The 18,096-nt window shown below is 71.4% G+C and carries 11 protein-coding genes; 6 read left to right on the forward strand and 5 right to left on the reverse strand.

All coding sequences use genetic code 11. The features are described from left to right. Window positions 1-68 precede the first annotated feature (68 nt). The gene (locus tag VFV89_RS22130; protein WP_329708150.1) at window positions 69-1,151 is read left to right on the forward strand and encodes a beta-propeller fold lactonase family protein; all 1,083 of its coding nucleotides are present in this window, start codon (window positions 69-71) and stop codon (window positions 1,149-1,151) included. Here VFV89_RS22130 and VFV89_RS22135 read toward each other — a convergent pair. Next, window positions 1,086-2,246, reverse strand: coding sequence for an acyltransferase (locus VFV89_RS22135; RefSeq protein WP_329708151.1), 1,161 nt, complete (start codon window positions 2,244-2,246; stop codon window positions 1,086-1,088). The genes VFV89_RS22130 and VFV89_RS22135 overlap by 66 nt on opposite strands. Before the next feature lie 210 nt (window positions 2,247-2,456). After that, a complete protein-coding gene (locus VFV89_RS22140; RefSeq protein WP_329708152.1) occupies window positions 2,457-7,649 on the reverse strand; it encodes a fibronectin type III domain-containing protein in 5,193 nt (1,730 codons plus the stop codon). A gap of 886 nt (window positions 7,650-8,535) precedes the next feature. Between VFV89_RS22140 and VFV89_RS22145 the strand changes: the two genes are divergently transcribed. Beyond that, window positions 8,536-9,171 (forward strand): LysE family translocator, encoded by a 636-nt coding sequence (locus VFV89_RS22145; protein ID WP_329708153.1) that lies wholly within the window; start codon window positions 8,536-8,538, stop codon window positions 9,169-9,171. A gap of 3 nt (window positions 9,172-9,174) precedes the next feature. Here the strand turns inward: VFV89_RS22145 and VFV89_RS22150 are convergent, their stop codons facing one another. Together VFV89_RS22150 and VFV89_RS22155 are read right to left on the reverse strand one after the other, a co-directional pair. Further along, the gene (locus VFV89_RS22150; RefSeq protein ID WP_329708154.1) at window positions 9,175-11,586 is read right to left on the reverse strand and encodes an HAD-IC family P-type ATPase; all 2,412 of its coding nucleotides are present in this window, start codon (window positions 11,584-11,586) and stop codon (window positions 9,175-9,177) included. A 55-nt stretch (window positions 11,587-11,641) separates the two neighbouring features. Then, window positions 11,642-13,054 (reverse strand): DUF4389 domain-containing protein, encoded by a 1,413-nt coding sequence (locus VFV89_RS22155; RefSeq protein WP_329708155.1) that lies wholly within the window; start codon window positions 13,052-13,054, stop codon window positions 11,642-11,644. A 142-nt stretch (window positions 13,055-13,196) separates the two neighbouring features. On the opposite strand from VFV89_RS22155, the gene VFV89_RS22160 reads away from it, so the two are divergent. Next, the gene (locus VFV89_RS22160) at window positions 13,197-13,802 is read left to right on the forward strand and encodes a sulfite oxidase-like oxidoreductase (RefSeq protein ID WP_329708156.1); all 606 of its coding nucleotides are present in this window, start codon (window positions 13,197-13,199) and stop codon (window positions 13,800-13,802) included. Window positions 13,803-13,821: 19 nt separating this feature from the next. Continuing rightward, entirely contained in the window at window positions 13,822-14,526 is a 705-nt protein-coding gene (locus tag VFV89_RS22165; protein ID WP_329708157.1) for an FAD-binding oxidoreductase, read from the forward strand. Between the two features lie 6 nt (window positions 14,527-14,532). Here the strand turns inward: VFV89_RS22165 and VFV89_RS22170 are convergent, their stop codons facing one another. After that, window positions 14,533-15,123, reverse strand: coding sequence for a TetR family transcriptional regulator (locus VFV89_RS22170; protein WP_329708158.1), 591 nt, complete (start codon window positions 15,121-15,123; stop codon window positions 14,533-14,535). Between the two features lie 183 nt (window positions 15,124-15,306). Here VFV89_RS22170 and VFV89_RS22175 point away from each other — a divergent pair, with 183 nt between their 5' ends. Together VFV89_RS22175 and VFV89_RS22180 are read left to right on the forward strand one after the other, a co-directional pair. After that, the gene (locus VFV89_RS22175) at window positions 15,307-16,437 is read left to right on the forward strand and encodes a pyridoxal phosphate-dependent aminotransferase (protein ID WP_329708159.1); all 1,131 of its coding nucleotides are present in this window, start codon (window positions 15,307-15,309) and stop codon (window positions 16,435-16,437) included. A gap of 380 nt (window positions 16,438-16,817) precedes the next feature. Then, window positions 16,818-18,092 (forward strand): MFS transporter, encoded by a 1,275-nt coding sequence (locus tag VFV89_RS22180; RefSeq protein ID WP_329708173.1) that lies wholly within the window; start codon window positions 16,818-16,820, stop codon window positions 18,090-18,092. The last annotated feature ends 4 nt before the right edge of the window (window positions 18,093-18,096 follow it).

The raw sequence follows: 18,096 nt of genomic DNA on the forward strand, positions 1-18,096 counted from the left end.
CCCACGTCGTTGCCGTGCGCTCGCGCACGCCCAACGCAACCGCACACCAACCGAAAGGAAGCATCATCATGAACCACAGGACCCTCACCCCGCTCCTGACCGCCACGGCCGCCGCCGTGCTGACCGCCGTAGGGCTTCCCGGCGCCGCCTCGGCGCACGGAGCCCGCCCGGTCGGCCACGTCTACGAGGCCACCAACGCCGCCTCGGGCAACGGCATCGGGATCTTCGACCGGTACGCCGACGGCACCTTGGAACCCGCCGGCGTCGTCCCGACCGGTGGTCTGGGAGCCGGCGCCTCCCTGCACTCCCAGGGCGGCCTCGCCCGGGACGGCCACCTGATCTTCGCGGTGAATGCAGGCGACGACACCGTGTCGGCGCTCTACGCCGGCCCCCGCGGGCTCGAGCTGCGCGACACGGTCAGCAGCCACGGTGACTTCCCCGTCAGCGTCACGGTGCGCGACGGGATCGGCTACGTGCTGAACCAGAACAGCGACACCATCAGCGCCTTCCGCTACGAGCGCGACGGCGACCTCCGCGCGATCCCACAGTCCACCCGCAGCCTCACCCCGAACCCCGCCGGCGGGATCACGGACGCGGCGCAGGTCTCGTTCGCTCCCGACGGGCGCACGATCGTGGTGACCGAGAAGGCGTCGAACACCATCGACACCTTCGCCGTCAGGCACGGGCTGGCGACAGCCGCGACCCCGCACCGGGCCGCGGGTACGACGCCGTACGGCTTCGACTTCGACCGCGCAGGCCACGCGATCGTGTCCGAGGCCGCGTCCGGGTCCGCATCGTCATACGGTCTCCAGCCGTTCCGGACGATCACTGCGGCACTAGCCGACACGCAGCGGGCAGCGTGCTGGCTGGTCGTGGCCCGCGGGCACGCCTTCGTCGTGAACGCGGCGAGCGCCTCGGTCTCCAGCTACGCCATCGGTCCCGACGGGTCGCTCACCCTGCGCCAGGCCGTGGCCGGGACCGCTTCGGCAGGCGCCACCGACGCGGCGGTGTCGCCGGACCAGCGCACGCTGGCCGTCCGTCTCGCCGACGGCTCGGTGCAGACCTGGAAGATCAACGGTGACGGGTCACTGACCAGTGTCGGCACCGCCGCCGCCTCCGCCATCGGGTCCGCCGGCCTCGTCGCCGACTGACCCACGGCGGTCGAGGGGCGCCCCGGGCCGGGGCGCCCCTCGGTGTTCACCTCGCCACCCGGCCGCGCCGACCGTCCGGTGCTGTGACGTCCGGGCCCCGGCAAGAGCTGGCTGCTCGACGAACCGCCAGGACGCCGCGGTCAGGGCCAGCGCGGCGGGGATCGCGACCATCGCCGTCGCGAGCGGCCCGAGCCAGAGACCCGCCGTGTAGAGCGCCGGGAAGTGCCACAGGTAGAGGCCGTACGAGCGGCGGCCCAGCAGGACCAGCGGCGGCCACTCCAGCCACCCGAGCCCGGGTCCACGGGTCGCGGCCCAGATCGCCGTCGCGGTCAGCACGGCCACCACCTGCGGAAGCAGGTAGGTCCTGGCCGGCGTGCTCATCGTGGCCGCCAGCAGCGGCGGAAGGGCCAGGCTGAGGGCAGCCACCGACGGCAGCGACGGGGCGGGCCTGGACCGATGGATCAGCCACGCCAGGAGGCACCCCACCAGCAACGGCATGGCCCGGGTGTCCGAGCCGTAGTAGGTGTGCAGCCACATCCCGGCACCCTTGAAGGCGAGCGGAAGCAGGGCCGTGCCCACGACGGCGGCGATCAGCGCCCGGGGTTGCCAGCGCGCTGGGAGGCAGTTGACCGCCAGGAACACCAACGGCCAGACGAGGTAGAACTGCTCCTCGACGGCCAGCGACCACGTGTGCCCGAGCGGGTCGTACACACCCCCGGTCGCCACGGCGACCCAGTTGCCGGTGTAGGTGAGCGCGCCGAGGTAGACGACCGGGTGGACGAACCGCGGGATGAGCAGTCCGAGCAGGCCGACGACGGCGAGCAGCACGAGCAGCGCCGGCATCAGCCTTCGTGCGCGGCGTACGACGAAGGCTCGGAGGTCGATGCTGCCCGTCCGATCGTGCTCCGCGAGCAGCAGTGCGGTGATGAGGAACCCGGACAGGGTGAAGAAGCTCGTCACGCCGGCAGCCCCGAGGAAGTGGGCGGGCGAGCTGGGCACGGAGGCGTGTGCCACGACCACGAGCGCGACCGCCGTGCCGCGAATGCCGTCGAGAGCCGGGCGCCTGCCCAGCCGCCACGAGACGGCAGCGCCCATCGGTCGACCGCGTCCCGGGGCACGGCGACGCTGGTCGGTCTCCACTCTTCTCCCCGTCGGCATCTTGTGGTGCGACGGCGAAGTTAGCTTCCGGACTGCCTCGGTGTGGGCGCCTTGGTCCCGCACTCACCCGTGCGTGTGAGCCCGAACGGGTGAGCCTCGGCGCCGCACCCATCCCTGACCCGCAAGCAGCGGGGCAGGGGTGGGCGGTCAAGAGCCAGGCACCGGGGCGTTCATGTCGGACTGGATCTCGCTCGGGGTGAGTGCGCGGTTGTAGACGCGGACCTCGTCGATCAGCCCGTTGAAGTACTCGCCGTAGGGCTGGTTGCCGCCGATCCACAGCGGGTTGTTCGTCGTCTGGATCGCGCCGGTGGTCGCCTTGGTGGCCACCTGGGTGCCGTTGACGAACAGCCGCTGCGTGGTGCCGTCGTAGCTGAAGGCGATGTGGGTCCAGGCGTTGACCGGGCTGGCCGTGGTGCCTGTGACATAGGAGTCGCCGGTGCCGAACGTGCCGCCACCCGAGGGCCGCAAGGCCCCGGTCGAGTTGCTGCCGTTGAGGAAGTAGGCGTCGGTCTGCTTCTGCAGGATGGTCCGCCAGCCGCTCTGGTTGGCCGCCGGGTTGATCCAGGCCGACAGGGTCACCCCCGTGGTCACGTCGAGCGAGGCCGAGTCGGCAATCCTGACCACGCTGCTCGAGCCGTTGAAGCTCAGGGCGCCTCCGAACCTGCCCTGCGTGGACCAGCCGGCACCGGTCACGGTCCCGACGTTGCCGTTGCCGGAGCCGTCGGCGGTGGTGCCGCCGCTCCCCTCGTTGAACCCCCAGGCCCCGACCAGCCCCGGCGGTGGAGCCGAGGCGTCCAGCGTGGTGCCCGAGGCGATCGTCGAGTACGGCCCGAGGTTCCCGGCCGCGTCGACGGCCCGCACCTGGTAGCGGTAGGTCGTCAGGGCGGTGAGCCCGGTGTCGCTGAACGACGTGCCGCTCGCCGTCCCCACCTGGCCGAAGTCGGTGCAGGACGTGCCCTGGCAGCGCTCGACCCGGTAGCCGGTGACCCCGACGTCGTCGGTGGCGGCCGTCCAGCTCAGGCCCATCACCGTCGAGCCACCCGCCGTGGCGGTCACCCCCGTCGGCGCCGACGGCGGCGTCGTGTCCGGCGCGGCCTGTGTCGCCGCAGTGACGATCGACGAGTAGGAGCTCAGGTTCCCCGCAGCATCGGTCGCCCGGACCCGGAAGCGGTAGGTGGTCGCGGGCGTCAGACCGGTGTCGCTGTAAGAGTTGGCGGTCGGTGTGCCCACCTGGGCCCAGGTGGTGCAGCCGGCGCCCTGGCAGCGCTCGACCCGATAGCCGGTCACGCCGACGGCATCCGTCGACGCCGTCCAGCCCAGGTCGATCCGGGACGTGCTGACCACCGTCGCCGCGAGTGCTGTCGGAGCCGTCGGCGCCGTGGTGTCGGGCGCGAGGGTGGCCCGGTTCACGATGGCGGAGTAGGCACTCAGGTTGCCGGCCGCGTCGACCGCACGCACGCGGTAGCGGTAGGTGGTGTTCTGGGTCAGGCCGGTGTCGCTGTACGACGTCGTCGTCGGCGTCGCCACCTGGGCCCACGAGGTGCAGCTCGCACCCTGGCAGCGCTCGAGCCGGTAGCCGGTCACTCCGACGTTGTCGGTCGACGCGGTCCAGCCGAGATCGATCCGCGTGGTGCCGACCGCGGTGGCCGTCAGCCCCGTCGGGGCCGAAGGCGCGGTCGTGTCCGGCGCGGCGGGCGTCGTTGCGGGAACGATCGAGGAGTAGTCGCCGAGGTTGCCCGCAGCGTCGACGGCCCGCACCTGGTAGCGGTACGTCGTCGAGGCAGCGAGGCCGGTGTCGCTGAACGTGACCCCGGCCGGTGTCCCGACCTGCGCGAAGTTCGTGCACGCCGCACCCGTGCACCGCTCCACGCGATAGCCGGCCACCCCGACGTCGTCGGTGGAGGCGGTCCACCCCAGGTCGATCCGCGTCGCGCTGACCGCCGTGGCTGTGAGCCCGGTCGGCGCCGACGGCGGAGATGTGTCGGGGACCGCAGGGGTCGCCGTCGTGACGATCGACGAGTAGGCGCCGACGTTGCCCGCGGCATCGACCGCGCGCACCCGGTAGCGGTAGGTCGTGCCGGCGGACAGGCCGGTGTCGCTGAACGCGGTCCCGGTCGGTGTCCCCACCTCGGCGAATGCCGTGCACCCCGTCCCCTGGCAGCGCTCGACCGAGTAGCCGGTGACGCCGACGTTGTCGGTCGAGGCGGTCCAGCCGAGGTCGATCCGGGACGTGCTGACCGGTGTGGCCGTGAGCCCGGCCGGCGCCGACGGTGCCGTCGTGTCCGGCGCGGCGGGCGTCGTTGCGGGGACGATCGAGGAGTAAGCGCCCAGGTTCCCGGCCGCGTCGACGGCCCGCACCTGGTAGCGGTACGTCGTCGAGCCGGCCAGGCCGGTGTCGCTGAACGTGACGCCGGCCGGTGTCCCGACCTGCGCGAAGTTCGTGCACGCCGCACCGGCGCACCGTTCCACGCGATAGCCGGTCACCCCGACGTTGTCCGTGGAGGCGGCCCATCCCAGGTCGATCCGGGTGGCGTTGACCGGGGTGGCTGCGAGCCCGGTCGGCGCCGACGGCGGAGATGTGTCGCCGCCGCCACCGGCCGGCAGGACACCCATGTTCATGTCGCCCTGGATCTCGCTCTGGCTGAGCGCGCGGTTGTAGACCCGGACGTCGTCGATCAGCCCCTGGAAGTACTCGCCGTAGGGGACGTTCCCGCCGATGAACAGCGGGTTGTCCGTGGCCTGGATGGTGCCGCGGATGTCCCGGGTGGCGACCTGGGTCCCGTTGATCCACAGCCGCTGGATGGTGCCGTCGTAGGTGAGCGCCACATGGGTCCAGGCGTTGACCGTGACGGCCGTCGGGCCGACCACCGTCGAGCCGGACGTCCCGAAGGTCCCGCCACCGGCCGGGCGCAGGGCGCCGGCGCCGCTGCTCGCGTTGAGGTGGTAGGCGTCGCTCTGCTTCTGCATGATGGTCCGCCAGCCGGACTGGCTGACGGTCGGCTTGATCCAGGCCGACAGCGTCATCGCCCCGGCCAGGTCGAGCGACGTCGAGTCCGCGACCCGCACCAGGTTGGTCGTCCCGTTGAAGCTGAGGGCGCCGCCGAACCGGCCGGCGGTGGTCCAGCTCGCGCCGGCGATGGTCCCCTGGTTGCCGTGCCCGGAAGCGTCGTCGACGGTGGTGCCCGCGCCCTCGTCGAACGCCCACGCGCCCACCAGCCCGGGTGGGGTGACCTGGGCCTCCGGGGTGGTGGCCGACGCGATCGAGGTGTAGGCGCCGAGGTTCCCGGCCGCGTCGATCGCCCGGACCTGGTAGCGGTACGTCGTCGCCGGGGTCAGGCCGGTGTCGCCGAACGCCGTCCCGGTCGGTGCTCCCACCTGCGCGAAGTTGGTGCAGGTCGCACCGGCGCAGCGCTCTACGCGATAGCCGCTGACCGCGCCGTTGTCGGTCGCGGCGGCCCAGCTCAGGTCGATGCGGTTCTGGTTGACCGGCGTGGCCGTCAGCGCCGAGGGTGCCGTCGGCGGCGTGGTGTCGTTGCCGACAGGGACGTGGACGCTCGTGGTCGCCTTCAACCCGGTGCTGTCCGTGGCCTCGAGCAGGAGCTCGTAGCTGAAGGTGCCGATGTCGCCGTGGTCCTCGGCGGTGAAGCTGCCGCTGCTGCCGGAGCCCCCCACGAAGGTGTGCACGTGCGAGTTGTGGTGGAGCAGCACCGTCCACTTCAGCGCCGACGGGGGCAGCGGTCCGTCCTCCGGGTCGGTCGCCGACCCCGCGTAGCTGATCACCTGGCCCGGGATCACGCTGGTCCCGTCGACGGGAGCGCTGATCGACGGCACCGGGGGCGTGCTGCCGACGGTCACGTCGACCGTGTCGCTCGACGACGACCCCGACCCGGTGCTCACCGTGAGCTTCGCCGTGTACTTCTTCGGCGTCGCGGTCGTGTAGGTGTGCGACGGGTTGGCCGCCGTCGAGGTCGTCCCGTCACCGAAGTCCCAGAGGTAGGAGAGCGTCTGTCCCGCAGGCGCGCTCGACCCAGCACTCGAGAAGGAGACTGCGAGTGGCGACGGCCCGCTCGTGGGCGTGGCGGAGACCTTGGCGACCGCCCCGTTGTAGCGGATCCGGCGGATCTCCCCCGTCGTGAAGGAGAGGTAGTAGATCAGCCCGTCCGGGCCCTGCACCAGCGAGACAGGGGCCGCGGTGGCGGTGGCGAACGGCTGGACCGAGACCGGCTCGCCGTCGGCGTCGAGGACCACGCGCTTGATGAAGTTGCCCGAGTAGTCGCCGAAGAAGAAGTTGTTGCGGTACTCCGAGGGGTAGGCCGTGCCGCTGTAGATCGGGCCGCCGATCGCCGCAGAGCCGACGCTGTGGTTGTAGGTGTGGAACGGCGGCACGGGGTTGGTGACGGCACCGCACTGCGCCGGGTAGGACTGCTGGAAGGACGGTTGCGGGAGGTTCCCCTCGTAGCACGGCCAGCCGAAGTTGTCCCCCGCGTGTCCGTGGTCGATCTCCTCCCAGGTGTTCCACCCGACGTCTCCGAAGATGATGTGTCCGTTGTCGAGCGTGAACCCGAAGGGGTTGCGGACGCCGTACACCCAGACCTTCGACCGCCAGGAGTTGGTGCCGTCGTAGAACGGGTTGTCCGGCAGCGCGGTCCCGTCGGTCCTGATCCGCAGGATCTTCCCGTTCGGGTTGTCCAGGTCCTGGGCCCGCAGCGAGTCCTGGTTTCCGTCGGAGCCGTCACCCACGCCGAGGAACATCGTCCCGTCGGGCGCGAAGCGGATGGACCCGAGCGTGTGCGAGCCGCCTTCGGAGCCGATGCAGTCGGCGGAGTCGGGCAGTGCGGTGCACGGCGGGGTGCCGACGCTGCCGAGGATCACCGTCTCGCTACCCGCGAGTGCGACATCCGGGTTCGCCGGGTCGGCCTGGACCCGCACGAGCCGCGCGGTCCGCGGCGCGCTGCTGTTGGAGTTGCCGGCGTTCTCGAAGGTGTAGGTCATGTAGATCCGGCCGTTGGTCGTGAACTGCGGGTCGAACGCGAACCCCCAGAAACCACGGTCGTCGAAGGTGTTCACCTTGGCGCTCAGGTCGATGAACGGCGTCGCGAGCAGCTGCCCGTCCTTGACGATCCGGACGACACCGTTCTTCTGCCACACGAACATCCGCCCGTCCGGGGCGAACGCCATGCCGACCAGGGTGAACGGCGGAAGGGTCGCGACCCGCTCGGTGGCGAAGCCGGAGTCAGTGAAGGTGTCGGCGGTCGCCGGTGCTGGGAAGGAGAGCAGCCCTGCGGCGACGACCCCGAGGACCGCAGCCAGGCATCCGGACAACTTGCGACGACGGCGCATCCTCGGGCCTCCTTGCACCTTCGTGCCCTTTGCGAGCACGTGCGGACCCGAGCCCCCGTGCGGTTTCCTGCACTCAACACACTCGGAGAGCGAATCGGAATCCCCCCATTGAGGGATATCCGGGGTGCTGTGTTCGCGGCCTGGAGAACTCGTCAGGAGTCGAGCCAACGTGGACGCGTTCGCACGCGACTGGGGCCTGTCATCCCTAAGCCGGGGGATGAGCGCGCTCCCACCGCGTGGCTAGGTTGGAACGTGGCCCCGTTCGCTGATCCCCCGGGACGGGGCTGGGCGCCTTCGCCTCCATGACCCCATGTGGGGCGAGGGCGATCCCCCAAGTGGGCCATTCCCTCAGCGCGGCAGAGGCATAGGCTTTCAGTAAGTCCGTCGGGGGGGTTGGGGGATCCGAACTCGTACGGACAAAGAACGCCCTCCGCTCTTTCTCTGCGGAGGGCGTTCGTCCGCGGTGACGGCCCGGACCGGTCAGCGGTCCAGATGCCTGGGCGCGTCCGCAGGGCAATTCGCCGGTCCGGCGGGAAACGTTCGGCAACCACTTCCGGCAACCGGCCGCCGCCCGATTTGATGACGCCATCGGCTGTGCACTGGGGGCAGCCGAACAGAGTGGCACAAGGACGCGGCTCGCCCGCGACCTCTCGAAGCAGAACGCCCTCCGCATCAACTGTGCGGAGGGCGTTCGCTATGGGGGGCCTTCAGACTGCCTTGGGGACCATGAGAAGTGCAAGCCGACGGCATCTTGCTGGTCTGGTCCGGTTCACGTACGCCGGGCGGCTCCGGCGCCTCGTCCGAGGACACTCCCAGCGGTCGTGATGGCCCACGGTGATGAACAATCCGGTGTCGCCTCCCGGTCGCCGCTACTAGCCTCGCGGGGGTGGGCCACTCAGTCCTCGCCTTCGTCGTCGCCTCGATCCTGTTCATCCAGGTCCCGGGGCCGAGCCTGCTGTTCACGATCGGGCGGGCGCTGACCGTCGGGCGCTCGGAGGCGCTGCTGTCGGTGGTCGGGAACGCCCTGGGGCTGCTGGTCCAGATCGCGTTCCTGGCCGTCGGGCTGGGCGCCGTCGTGGCCGCCAGCGCGGAGGCGTTCACGGTGCTCAAGCTGGTGGGCGCGGCGTACGTCGCCTACCTCGGCGTGCAGGCGATCAGGCACCGCCGGGACGCGCGCGTGGCCCTGGCCGGCGCGGAGGTCACGACCCGCGAGCGCGGCTGGAGCTCGGTGCGCACCGGGATGATCGTCGGCGCCACCAATCCCAAGACCATCGTGTTCTTCGCGGCGTTCCTGCCCCAGTTCGTCGACGACTCGAAGCCGGCGGCGCCCCAGCTGCTGCTGCTCGGCGGGCTGTTCGCCGTGATGGCGGCGGCCTCGGACTCGTGCTGGGCGCTCGCCTCGTCCCGGGCCAAGGCGTGGTTCGCACGCAAGCCGCACCGGCTCGACCGGCTCGGCGCGACCGGCGGGGTCATGATGATCGGCCTCGGCGCGGCGCTCGCCACCACCGGCAACCAGGCCTGAGCCTCAACCGGAGCGGCCGAACAGCCGTCGGGGCTCGCCGGTCAGCCACCCGTCGACCCACCACACCAGCTCGACGAGCACGACGCCCGCACCGGCGCACACCAGCGCGATCACGACGTAACGGGCGTTGCCCGGGTCGAGGAGGAACACGCTCTGGGTGATGGGCAGCAGGAACATCAGAGCCGACAGCACCGACATCACCCAGATCAGGACGACCTTCCACAAGACCAGCGGACGGGCGACGATCGCGAGGACGCGGAGCGCGATCACCACGAGGGTGATCAGGGCCGCCGTACTGGCCTCGGTCCGGTCCGCCCGCCCGGACAGCACACCTTCGTAGGCCAGCAGGTAGGAGACGAAGCAGGCCACGGCGATCACCACTCCCCACGGCACGGCCATCCGCATCACCCGCCGGACGAATCCCGGGCGGGCGCGCTCGTAGTTCGGGGCGAGGGCCAGCAGGAACGCCGGCAGACCGATGGTGAACCAGCCGACGATCGTCACGTGCCGTGGGACGAACGGGTAGGGAAGCGTGTGGTCGCCCACCAACCCCGGTACGCCGACCATCAGCGCGAGCAGTGCGGAGTAGACCGTCTTGGTCAGGAACAGCGTCGCGACCCGCTCGATGTTGCCGATGACGCGACGCCCTTCTCCGACCACATGGGGCAGCGTTGCGAACCTGTTGTCCAGCAGGACGATCTGCGCCACCGAGCGGGCCGCCGGGCTGCCCGAGCCCATCGCCACGCCGATGTCGGAGTCCTTGAGAGCGAGGACGTCGTTCACGCCGTCACCGGTCGTCGCCACGGTGTGTCCACGCGCGCGAAGGGCTCTGACCATCGACCTCTTCTGTGCTGGTGTGACCCGTCCGAAGACCCGGTGCTGCTCCATCACGTCCCCGAGCTGGTCCGGGTCCTCCGGCAAGGTGCGCGCGTCGACCGGCTGCGAGGAGCCCACCAGGCCGAGTGCGCTCGCCACGGCACCGACCGAGCGCGCGTTGTCGCCGGAGATCACCTTGACCGAGACGTGCTGACGGCCGAAGTACTCGAGGGTGTCCCTCGCGTCCGGCCTGAGCTTCTGCTCGAGCACCACCAGAGCCATCGGCTCGACCTCGCCGGGCAGGTCGGACCCGTCCAGCGGACCCTCGCAGTGCCCGAGGAGGAGGACCCTCAGGCCCCGCGCACCGATCGACTCGGCCTCCGTGGCCGCCGCGGTCCCGGGCGGAGCCAGCACGTCCGGCGCACCCAGGACCCAGGTCCCCTGGTCGGCGTACGTCGCGCCGCTCCACTTCCGAGCGGACGAGAACGCGGCGACCGTCTCGGGTGGCCAGCCCGGGTCGTGCGGGAAGGCTTCCCGAATGGCACGCAGGCTGGCGTTGGGCCGGGGGTCAGCGGCCGCGAGGGCCGCCAGCGCCTCTGTCACCGACGAGTCCGAAGCGAGGTCCCCGTCCGGTCCACGCACCTCGGCGAGGTGCATCGCGTTCTCGGTGAGGGTCCCGGTCTTGTCGGAGCAGACGACGTCGACGCGGGCCAGGCCCTCGATGGCCGGCAGCTCGTTCACCAGGCAGTTGCGCCTCCCCAGCCGGACCACACCGACGGCGAAGGCCACCGAGGTCAGCAGCACCAGCCCTTCGGGCACCATCGGCACCAGCGCGGCGACCATGCCGCGCAGGGCCTCCCGGAGCGGCTCGTCGCCGGACAGCTGGTTGTAGATGGAGAGGAGACCGGCCGGGACGAGCAGCCAGGTGATGAACCGCAAGATGCGGTTGATGCCGTTGCGCAGCTCGGAGTTGACCAGGGAGAAGCGGCTGGCCTCGTCCGCGAGCCGGGTCGCATAGGCCTCGCGCCCGACCTTGGTAGCGCGGTAGTGGCCCGTGCCCGCGACCACGAAGCTGCCCGACAGCACCTGGTCCCCGGGCTGCATGTGCACCGCGTCCGACTCGCCGGTCAGCAGGGACTCGTCGACCTCGAGCGCCTCGGCGCTGACGACCTCGCCGTCCACGACGACCTGGTCTCCGGCGCCCATCTCGATGACGTCATCTGCGACTACCTGGTTCGGGGCGAGCTCCTCCACCTGTCCGTCGCGGAGCACCCGGGGTCGGGCCTGGCCCACGATCGTGAGCCGGTCGAGGGTGATCTTGGCGCGAAGCTCCTGGACGATGCCGACGATGCTGTTGACCACGATCAGCAGGGCGAACAGGCCGTCGAGCAGGTGCCCGGTGAACACGATGACCCCCGCGAGGACGGCGAAGATCGCGTTGATCCGGGTCAACACGTTCGACCGCACGATGTCCCACGTGCTGCGGCTGGCCCGCGCCGGTACGTCGTTGGTCCGGCCCTCGGCCACCCGTCTGGCCACCTCCGCGCCGGTGAGCCCCCGGGTCGCATCCTGCACGACCAGGGGCTCATCGGTTGCCATGACCAGAACTTAGTGATCCGGCAGGCCCACGCGACTCCTTCGCCCGGATCCAGGCTCAGGCGACCCGAGGGCGTCGGAGCGCCAGCACGAGGACCACGATCGCGGACGCGCCGACCACGGCACCCGAGACCAGCAGCGCGAGGCCGAGCTCGTCCAGCACCGGCACCGTGGCGCCGACTGCGACGTCGGCTCCGACCGGTGCGGCCGCGGCCGGGTCCATCACCACGATCGTCCAGTCGCCCTGGTCGACGTCCCAGATGAGCGTCTGGGTCCCTTGTCCGGTGACCGACTCGGCCCAGAACGACTGCGCGGTCGGAGGTGTCGCCGGTGACCCGCCCGCGACGTCGTCCAGCTCCCAGTGGTCGCCCCCCTCACCGGCGTCGGCGACCACGGAGTGGGCGACGCCGTGCAGGTAGGCGTCGACGTCGGCCGTCGGCGCGATACCGACGAACACCGCACCCGCCGGCCGCGCAGTGGCCTCCACCTTGACCTTGTCCAGCCACCGCTCGGGCAGGACCGCGCCGGCGCCGCGCAGCTCGACGCTCTCGCTGATGACCGCGTGCCCGGGCGAGTCGACCCGGACGAGGGACGACGTCAGGTAGCCGTCGTCTTCGCGCATGGTCCCGTCCACCAGCAGCGCACCGCCACCGCCGGTGAGCAGCCCGAGCGACACGACGGCGAGGAGCGATCCGACGACCACCGCGACGACGCGGCCCGCGGACCAGTGGCGGCGAGCCGGTGGCGTGGGCGGCGCTGCCTGGGCGCCGGGTACTGCAGGTGGCTCCGAGGCGTCGCTGCTGCTGAGCACCGCCGTGCCTGGATCGGTGCCGCCCTGGTCGAGACGGAACGGCGGGTACTCGTCGGTCATCAGGCTGACGTACGCGGCCACGCGCAGGATCCAGCGGTTGAGTCCCAGCACGAGGTCGAAGACCGACCGTGGGTAGCGACCTGTGAACAGGAGCACGAAGGCGGCCACGAGCACGAGCAGGCCGATCAGCCCGATCCCGGCGGTGTGGTCCGGGGTGCCGGTGGCGATGTACCAGCCGCCGCCGAGGAAGATCCCGACCACGATGTAGTGGGGGATCGCCAGCAGCCACCACTTCACGAGCACCAGCCCGCGCGACAGGCTCTCCGGGTACTCGACCTCGAGGTGGGCCGGGTATTCGGCGCGCTCCTCGAGCGTGAACGGTGGGTACTGGTCGGTGCCCAGCCCTCCGTAGGCGTAGTAGGTGACCCGCCAGGTCCAGCGGAGCACCCCGACGTTGAAGTCGAAGATGCGGCGCGGGTAGCGACCGGTGAACAAGATGGCGAAGAACGCGACGACGCTGAGGACTGCGAACGCGATCCAGAGGAAGAGCAGGACGATGTAGTGCGGGATCGCGAGCAGCCACTTGACCAGCCACAGCCACCGGCTCAGCCGGTCCTGGAGCGTGGCGTCGACGCGTACCGGATAGGTGTGAGTGCTCATCGGAAACCTCCCGATCGACGACAGGGCTCAACTCCAGCGTCGTCATCTGGCGCTCCGGCCGGCAGAGGCGAACGTCCCCCGCGAGCATGACCAACCGCGAACAGGCTCGTAACGTCGGCCCGGGTCGGCCAGACTGACGACCATGCCGGTGACACGAGGGTTCGTCGGGAAGAGGCGGGGCCACGAGCGGCGGCTGCCGCCGGGCCAGTACGACGTGGGCGGCAGCTGGCCGGTGCTGACCGCCGAGGCCACCCCGCGGATCGCGCCGGACCAGTGGTCGCTGACCGTGGACGGGCTGGTGGAGCGGCCCAGCACCTGGAGCTGGGACGAGATCCACCGGCTGCCGGAGTCGACGTACTTCGGCGACATCCACTGCGTCACCACCTGGTCGAAGTTCGACGTGGCCTTCAAGGGCGTCAGCGTCGACGCGCTGCTGGAGGCCGCCGGGCCGATGCCCGAAGCGGCGTACGTACTGGCGCACTCGAGCACGGGCTACACCACCAACCTCCCCATGGAGGACGTGGTCGACGGCAAGGCCTGGGTGGTCTGGGAGTACGGCGGCAAGCCGCTGCCGCGCGAGCACGGCGGCCCGGTTCGGCTGCTGGTGCCGCACCTGTACTTCTGGAAGTCCGCGAAGTGGGTCTCGCGGCTGGAGCTGATGGCCCATGACCGACCGGGGTTCTGGGAGCAGAACGGCTATCACGACCGCGGCGACCCGTGGCTCGAGCAGCGCTACCAGGGCGACTGAGGCCACTCGAGTGAGCGCGATGGACGAGGTGCAGCCGGTCGAGACCACGTGGAGCACCGGGACGATCATCGAGAAGGAGCTCCCGACCGAGCGGACCGTCCGGCTCCGGATGCACGTCGACGGCCGGCTCCCCCACCGGCCCGGCCAGCACTACCTCGTCCGCCTGCGCGCGCCCGACGACTACACCGCCCAGCGGTCCTACTCGGTGGCCAGTGACGACGACGACCCGCTCGTGGAGCTTCTCGTCGAGCGGCTGCCCGACGGTGAGGTGTCGGAGTTCCTGGCCGACCTCGCAGAGGTCGGAGACGTGCTCGAGATGCGCGGCCCGATCGGCCGGTGGTTCACGTGGGACACGAGGACGCCGGCGCTCTGCCTGGTCGGGGGCACCGGCGTGGTGCCCGCCATCTCGATGCTGCGGACGGCCCGCCGGCTCGGCCGCGAGGACCTCCTCACGGTGGTCGCCGTCGCTCGGAGTCCTGACCTCCTGCCCTATCGGGCCGAGCTGGCCAGGGCCGGCGCGCGGGTCGCCTACACGCGGGTCGACACCGACGCCCGGCCGGCCGGCGCCCCCACCGTCGACGAGGTCCGGCCCCTCCTCGAGGGCAGGGAGCTGGGCTACGTGTGCGGATCGGCCCGCTTCGCGGCGTACGCCGAGACGCTGCTGCTCGACTGCGGGGTGGCGCCGGGTGCGATCCGGGTGGAGCGGTTCGGACCCAGCGGCTGACCCGGCTCAGCCGGTGACGGCTCCGGCCAGGACGGCGGCCACCATCCGCTCGAGCGCGGCGCGGTCCGGCGCCGGAGTGTCCCGGCCCGCATGGAGGAGGTGCGCCGCGCCCACCAGTGTGGCGGCGAGCGTGTCCGCGTCCGCTTCCGTCGCCACCCGGCCGGCGTCCTGCTCGGCCTCGAGGTAGGCCGCGATCATCGCCGTACCCTCCGCCAGCACCGGCACGCCCACCGACCCCGCAGCCCGCAGCCTGGCCCGGACCGCGTCTCGCGCAGTGACGAGCTCGAGCACGGCGGACGCGATCGACTCGAACAGCTCAGCGATGGCGCCCACCACGTTGTCCTGCACGGTGCCGGTGCCGACCCGCTCCTGCAGCGCTGTAGCCGTGTCCCGCACCGCGCCGATGCGGTCGAGGACGAGCTCGGCCAGGAAGTCGTCGACGTCCTCGAAGTGGCGGTGGAGCACGCCCTTGGCCACCCCGGCCTCGGCGGTGATGGCGCGGCTGGTCAACGCGGCGTTGCCGTCGCGGAGCAGCACCCGCTCGGCCGCGTCGAAGAGCAGCGACCGGGCGTCGTCGATGGCTCTGCCGGTGGGCACGTCGAAAATTCCTTTGACCAGTGGGCACGTGCCCACTCAGAGTGGGCGTGTGCCCACTCTACCGCCACGAGCCCCCTCCCCCGCCTCGATGCTGCCGTCGACGAGGTCGGCGGCAGGTTCGTGATCACCTACGGGACCGTCGTGACGATCGCTCGCCACGCCGGACCTGGAGAGGAGCACTGAATGGACGCGACCACGACCCGCAGTCCGGTCGCCTTCGCGGCCTCGCCGATGACGAGGCTGCTGGACCGACCCGTCCGCTACGACCTGGCCGAGAGCACCTGCCCGGCCCTGCGGCTCGACGAGATCGCCGCCTGGGACGAGCTGGGCAGCCTCGACCTCGGCTACCCCACCTCGCAGGGCAGCACCTCCGTACGGCGCCGGATCGCGGCCGACCACGGTGTCGAGTGCGACGACGTGCTCCTGACCACGGGCTCGGCCGGCGCGATGCACCTGCTCGCCCAGGACCGGTGCCATGGGCGCACCCTGCTGCTCACGCCCTGCTACCCGCCGGCCCGGCTGGTCCCCGAGGGGCTCGGTTCCCCGGTCGACGAGGTCAGGGTGCGCTTCGACGACGGCTACCGGATGCGGCTCGACGATGTTGCCGAGGCACTCACCCCGGAAACGACGCTGGTCTCGCTCGCGTCGCCGCAGAACCCGTCGGGCGTGCGGTTCGACGACGGCGAGCTCATGGCGCTGGTTCGGCTCGTCGCGGACCGGGCGCCGGAGGCCGTGGTGCTCGTCGACGAGACCTACCGCGCGTCGACGTACGGCGCCTACCCGGTGCCAAGGTCGGCGGCTCGGCTGTCCCCGCGCATCGCGGTCTGCTCCTCGCTCAGCAAGGCACACGGCGCCCCGGGCCTGAGGTTCGGCTGGCTGGTCACCAGCGACCCGGTGCTGGCCCACCGGCTGCGCGCGGCCAAGTTCGCCGGGATGGTCGCGTCCCCACGCATCGACGAGGAGCTGGCCGACCGGCTGCTGGCGAGGCAGGACGCGGTGCTCCGGCCTCGGGCGAGGTTCCTCGGGGAGCGGCTCGCGGAGCTCGTGCGGTGGACCGAGGCCCAGCCGGTCGAGCTGCTGCGCCCGCACGGCGGCGCGCTGTGCTGCCTCCGGCTGCCGGAGGCGTTCGGACCGAGCGCGATCGCTGCCTTCCACACCGAGCTGGCGGCCCGGGACACCCGGGTCGCGCCGGGCTCGTGGTTCGGCGAGGACGACCGGGTGTTCCGGCTCGGCTTCGGTCACCTGGCCGCCGGCGACTACACCGAGGCGCTGGCCCGGCTCGGCGCGGCCATCGACGTAGCGGGCGGGGTCTGAGATGGCCGGTCCGCCCGTCACGGCGTCGTTCCTCGTCGCGAACGTCCTGATGCGGGCTGCCCCCCGGACTGACCGGTGGTCGGTGAACCCGTGGGCGGCCCAGACCGGTTGAAAGGTCACCGCTGCCCGGAGTGGTCTCTCGCCCAGCCACGGGAGCGTCAGGGTCACCGGATATCCGGTGACCCATCCGCTTCTGTACCGAGATCTCGGCACAGAAGCGGATGACTCGGCACAGAAGCCAGGCCCTTACCCGGACGCCAGACGCGATCCGGTAGGCGCGCGGACAACTCCGGATCACCCAGGAGAGCCATAAATGGGGCGACCGATGTCGGCGCTCGTTGACACAATCGCGCGCGATGATCGCCTCGCTCGGGCGCAGGATGCGACCGCCCTCCCCTCTTGCCGGACGGCTTGCCGCCCAATCGCTGCTCTTCGCCCTCGGTGAGGGCACCTTCATGACCGGGTCGGCGGTCTTCTTCACCCAGATCGTGGGCCTGACCGCCGCCCAGGTCGGGCTGGGCCTGACCTTCGCCGGGTTGGCCAGCTTCATCGCGGCGTGGCCGGCGGGCCGGCTCGTCGACCGGTTCGGGCCGAAGCGGTGCTGGGCGGTCAGCGCGGCCGGTCAGGCGGCCCTGTTCACGGTCTGGCCGTTCATCGACAGCTTCTCCAGCTACGTCGCGATGGCGGTCGCGATGGAGGTCGTCGGGTCGCTCGGCGGCGCCGCGCACGGCGCCTACACCATCGACGTGCTGCCGCCCGAGGAGCGGGTGTCGTCGCGCGCCTACATGTACTCCGCGCTCAACGTCGGGTTCACCCTCGGCTCGCTGACCGGCGGCATCGCGCTGGCCTTCGACTCCAACACGTTGCTGCAGGCGCTCCCGTGGTTCACCACGGTCGTGTTCTTCGTCAACGCCGCGGCGATCCTGCGGCTGCCCAACGCCTCCCACGACGACCGCACCCCGGAGGAGCGCAAGGTGCGGATCCCCGGCCCCGGGCCGATGCGCAACCTCGGGTGGATGGTCAGCACCTTCTTCGTGGGCGTGCTGTGGACCAACCAGGTGCTCCTCAACATCGTGATCCCGCTGTGGCTCGTCCAGGAGACCGACGCGCCACGGGTGCTGCTGGCCTTCCTGTTCGGCACCAACACCGTCATGTGCATCTTCCTGCCGATGGCGGCGGCCCGCGGGGTCAGGGACGTCACCACCGCGCTCCGGGCGATCCGGGTCTCCGCGGTGTTCTTCACGCTCTCGTGCCTGATCACGCTCTACACCCACGACACCGTCGGCTGGGTGACCATCGCGCTGGTCTGGCTCGGTCACGTCACGGTGACGGGCGCGGAGCTCTACCTCTCCGCCGCGAGCTGGTCGTTCGAGGCCGAGCTGATGGACCCGCGGCGGCGCGGCGAATACTCCGGCGCCGCCGAGCTCAGCGGCACCCTCGGCCGGGTCTGGGCGCCGGCGCTCTACACCTTCCTCGCCATGACCTGGGGCACCGTGGGCTGGCTGGTCATCGCGGCGATCATCGTGGCCGCCACCGCGGGGCTGCACCGCTCGGCACGCTGGGCGCAGTCGTTCCTGCGCCAGCACGTGCCCCCGGAGGAGCTCGTGGGGATCCACGACGAGGCCCTGGCTCCCGTGCCGGCCACGCACGACTGACATC

The sequence above is a fragment of the Nocardioides sp. genome (assembly GCF_036274455.1).
GTDB lineage: Bacteria > Actinomycetota > Actinomycetes > Propionibacteriales > Nocardioidaceae > Nocardioides.

Excerpts from the sequence above, each read along its gene's own strand:
- VFV89_RS22130 (WP_329708150.1), top strand. The coding sequence starts at position 69 with ATGAACCACAGGACCCTCACCCCGCTCCTGACCGCCACGGCCGCCGCC.
- VFV89_RS22135 (WP_329708151.1), bottom strand. The coding sequence starts at position 2,246 with ATGGGCGCTGCCGTCTCGTGGCGGCTGGGCAGGCGCCCGGCTCTCGAC.
- VFV89_RS22140 (WP_329708152.1), bottom strand. The coding sequence starts at position 7,649 with ATGCGCCGTCGTCGCAAGTTGTCCGGATGCCTGGCTGCGGTCCTCGGG.
- VFV89_RS22150 (WP_329708154.1), bottom strand. The coding sequence starts at position 11,586 with ATGGCAACCGATGAGCCCCTGGTCGTGCAGGATGCGACCCGGGGGCTC.
- VFV89_RS22155 (WP_329708155.1), bottom strand. The coding sequence starts at position 13,054 with ATGAGCACTCACACCTATCCGGTACGCGTCGACGCCACGCTCCAGGAC.
- VFV89_RS22160 (WP_329708156.1), top strand. The coding sequence starts at position 13,197 with ATGCCGGTGACACGAGGGTTCGTCGGGAAGAGGCGGGGCCACGAGCGG.
- VFV89_RS22165 (WP_329708157.1), top strand. The coding sequence starts at position 13,822 with ATGGACGAGGTGCAGCCGGTCGAGACCACGTGGAGCACCGGGACGATC.
- VFV89_RS22175 (WP_329708159.1), top strand. The coding sequence starts at position 15,307 with ATGGACGCGACCACGACCCGCAGTCCGGTCGCCTTCGCGGCCTCGCCG.
- VFV89_RS22180 (WP_329708173.1), top strand. The coding sequence starts at position 16,818 with ATGCGACCGCCCTCCCCTCTTGCCGGACGGCTTGCCGCCCAATCGCTG.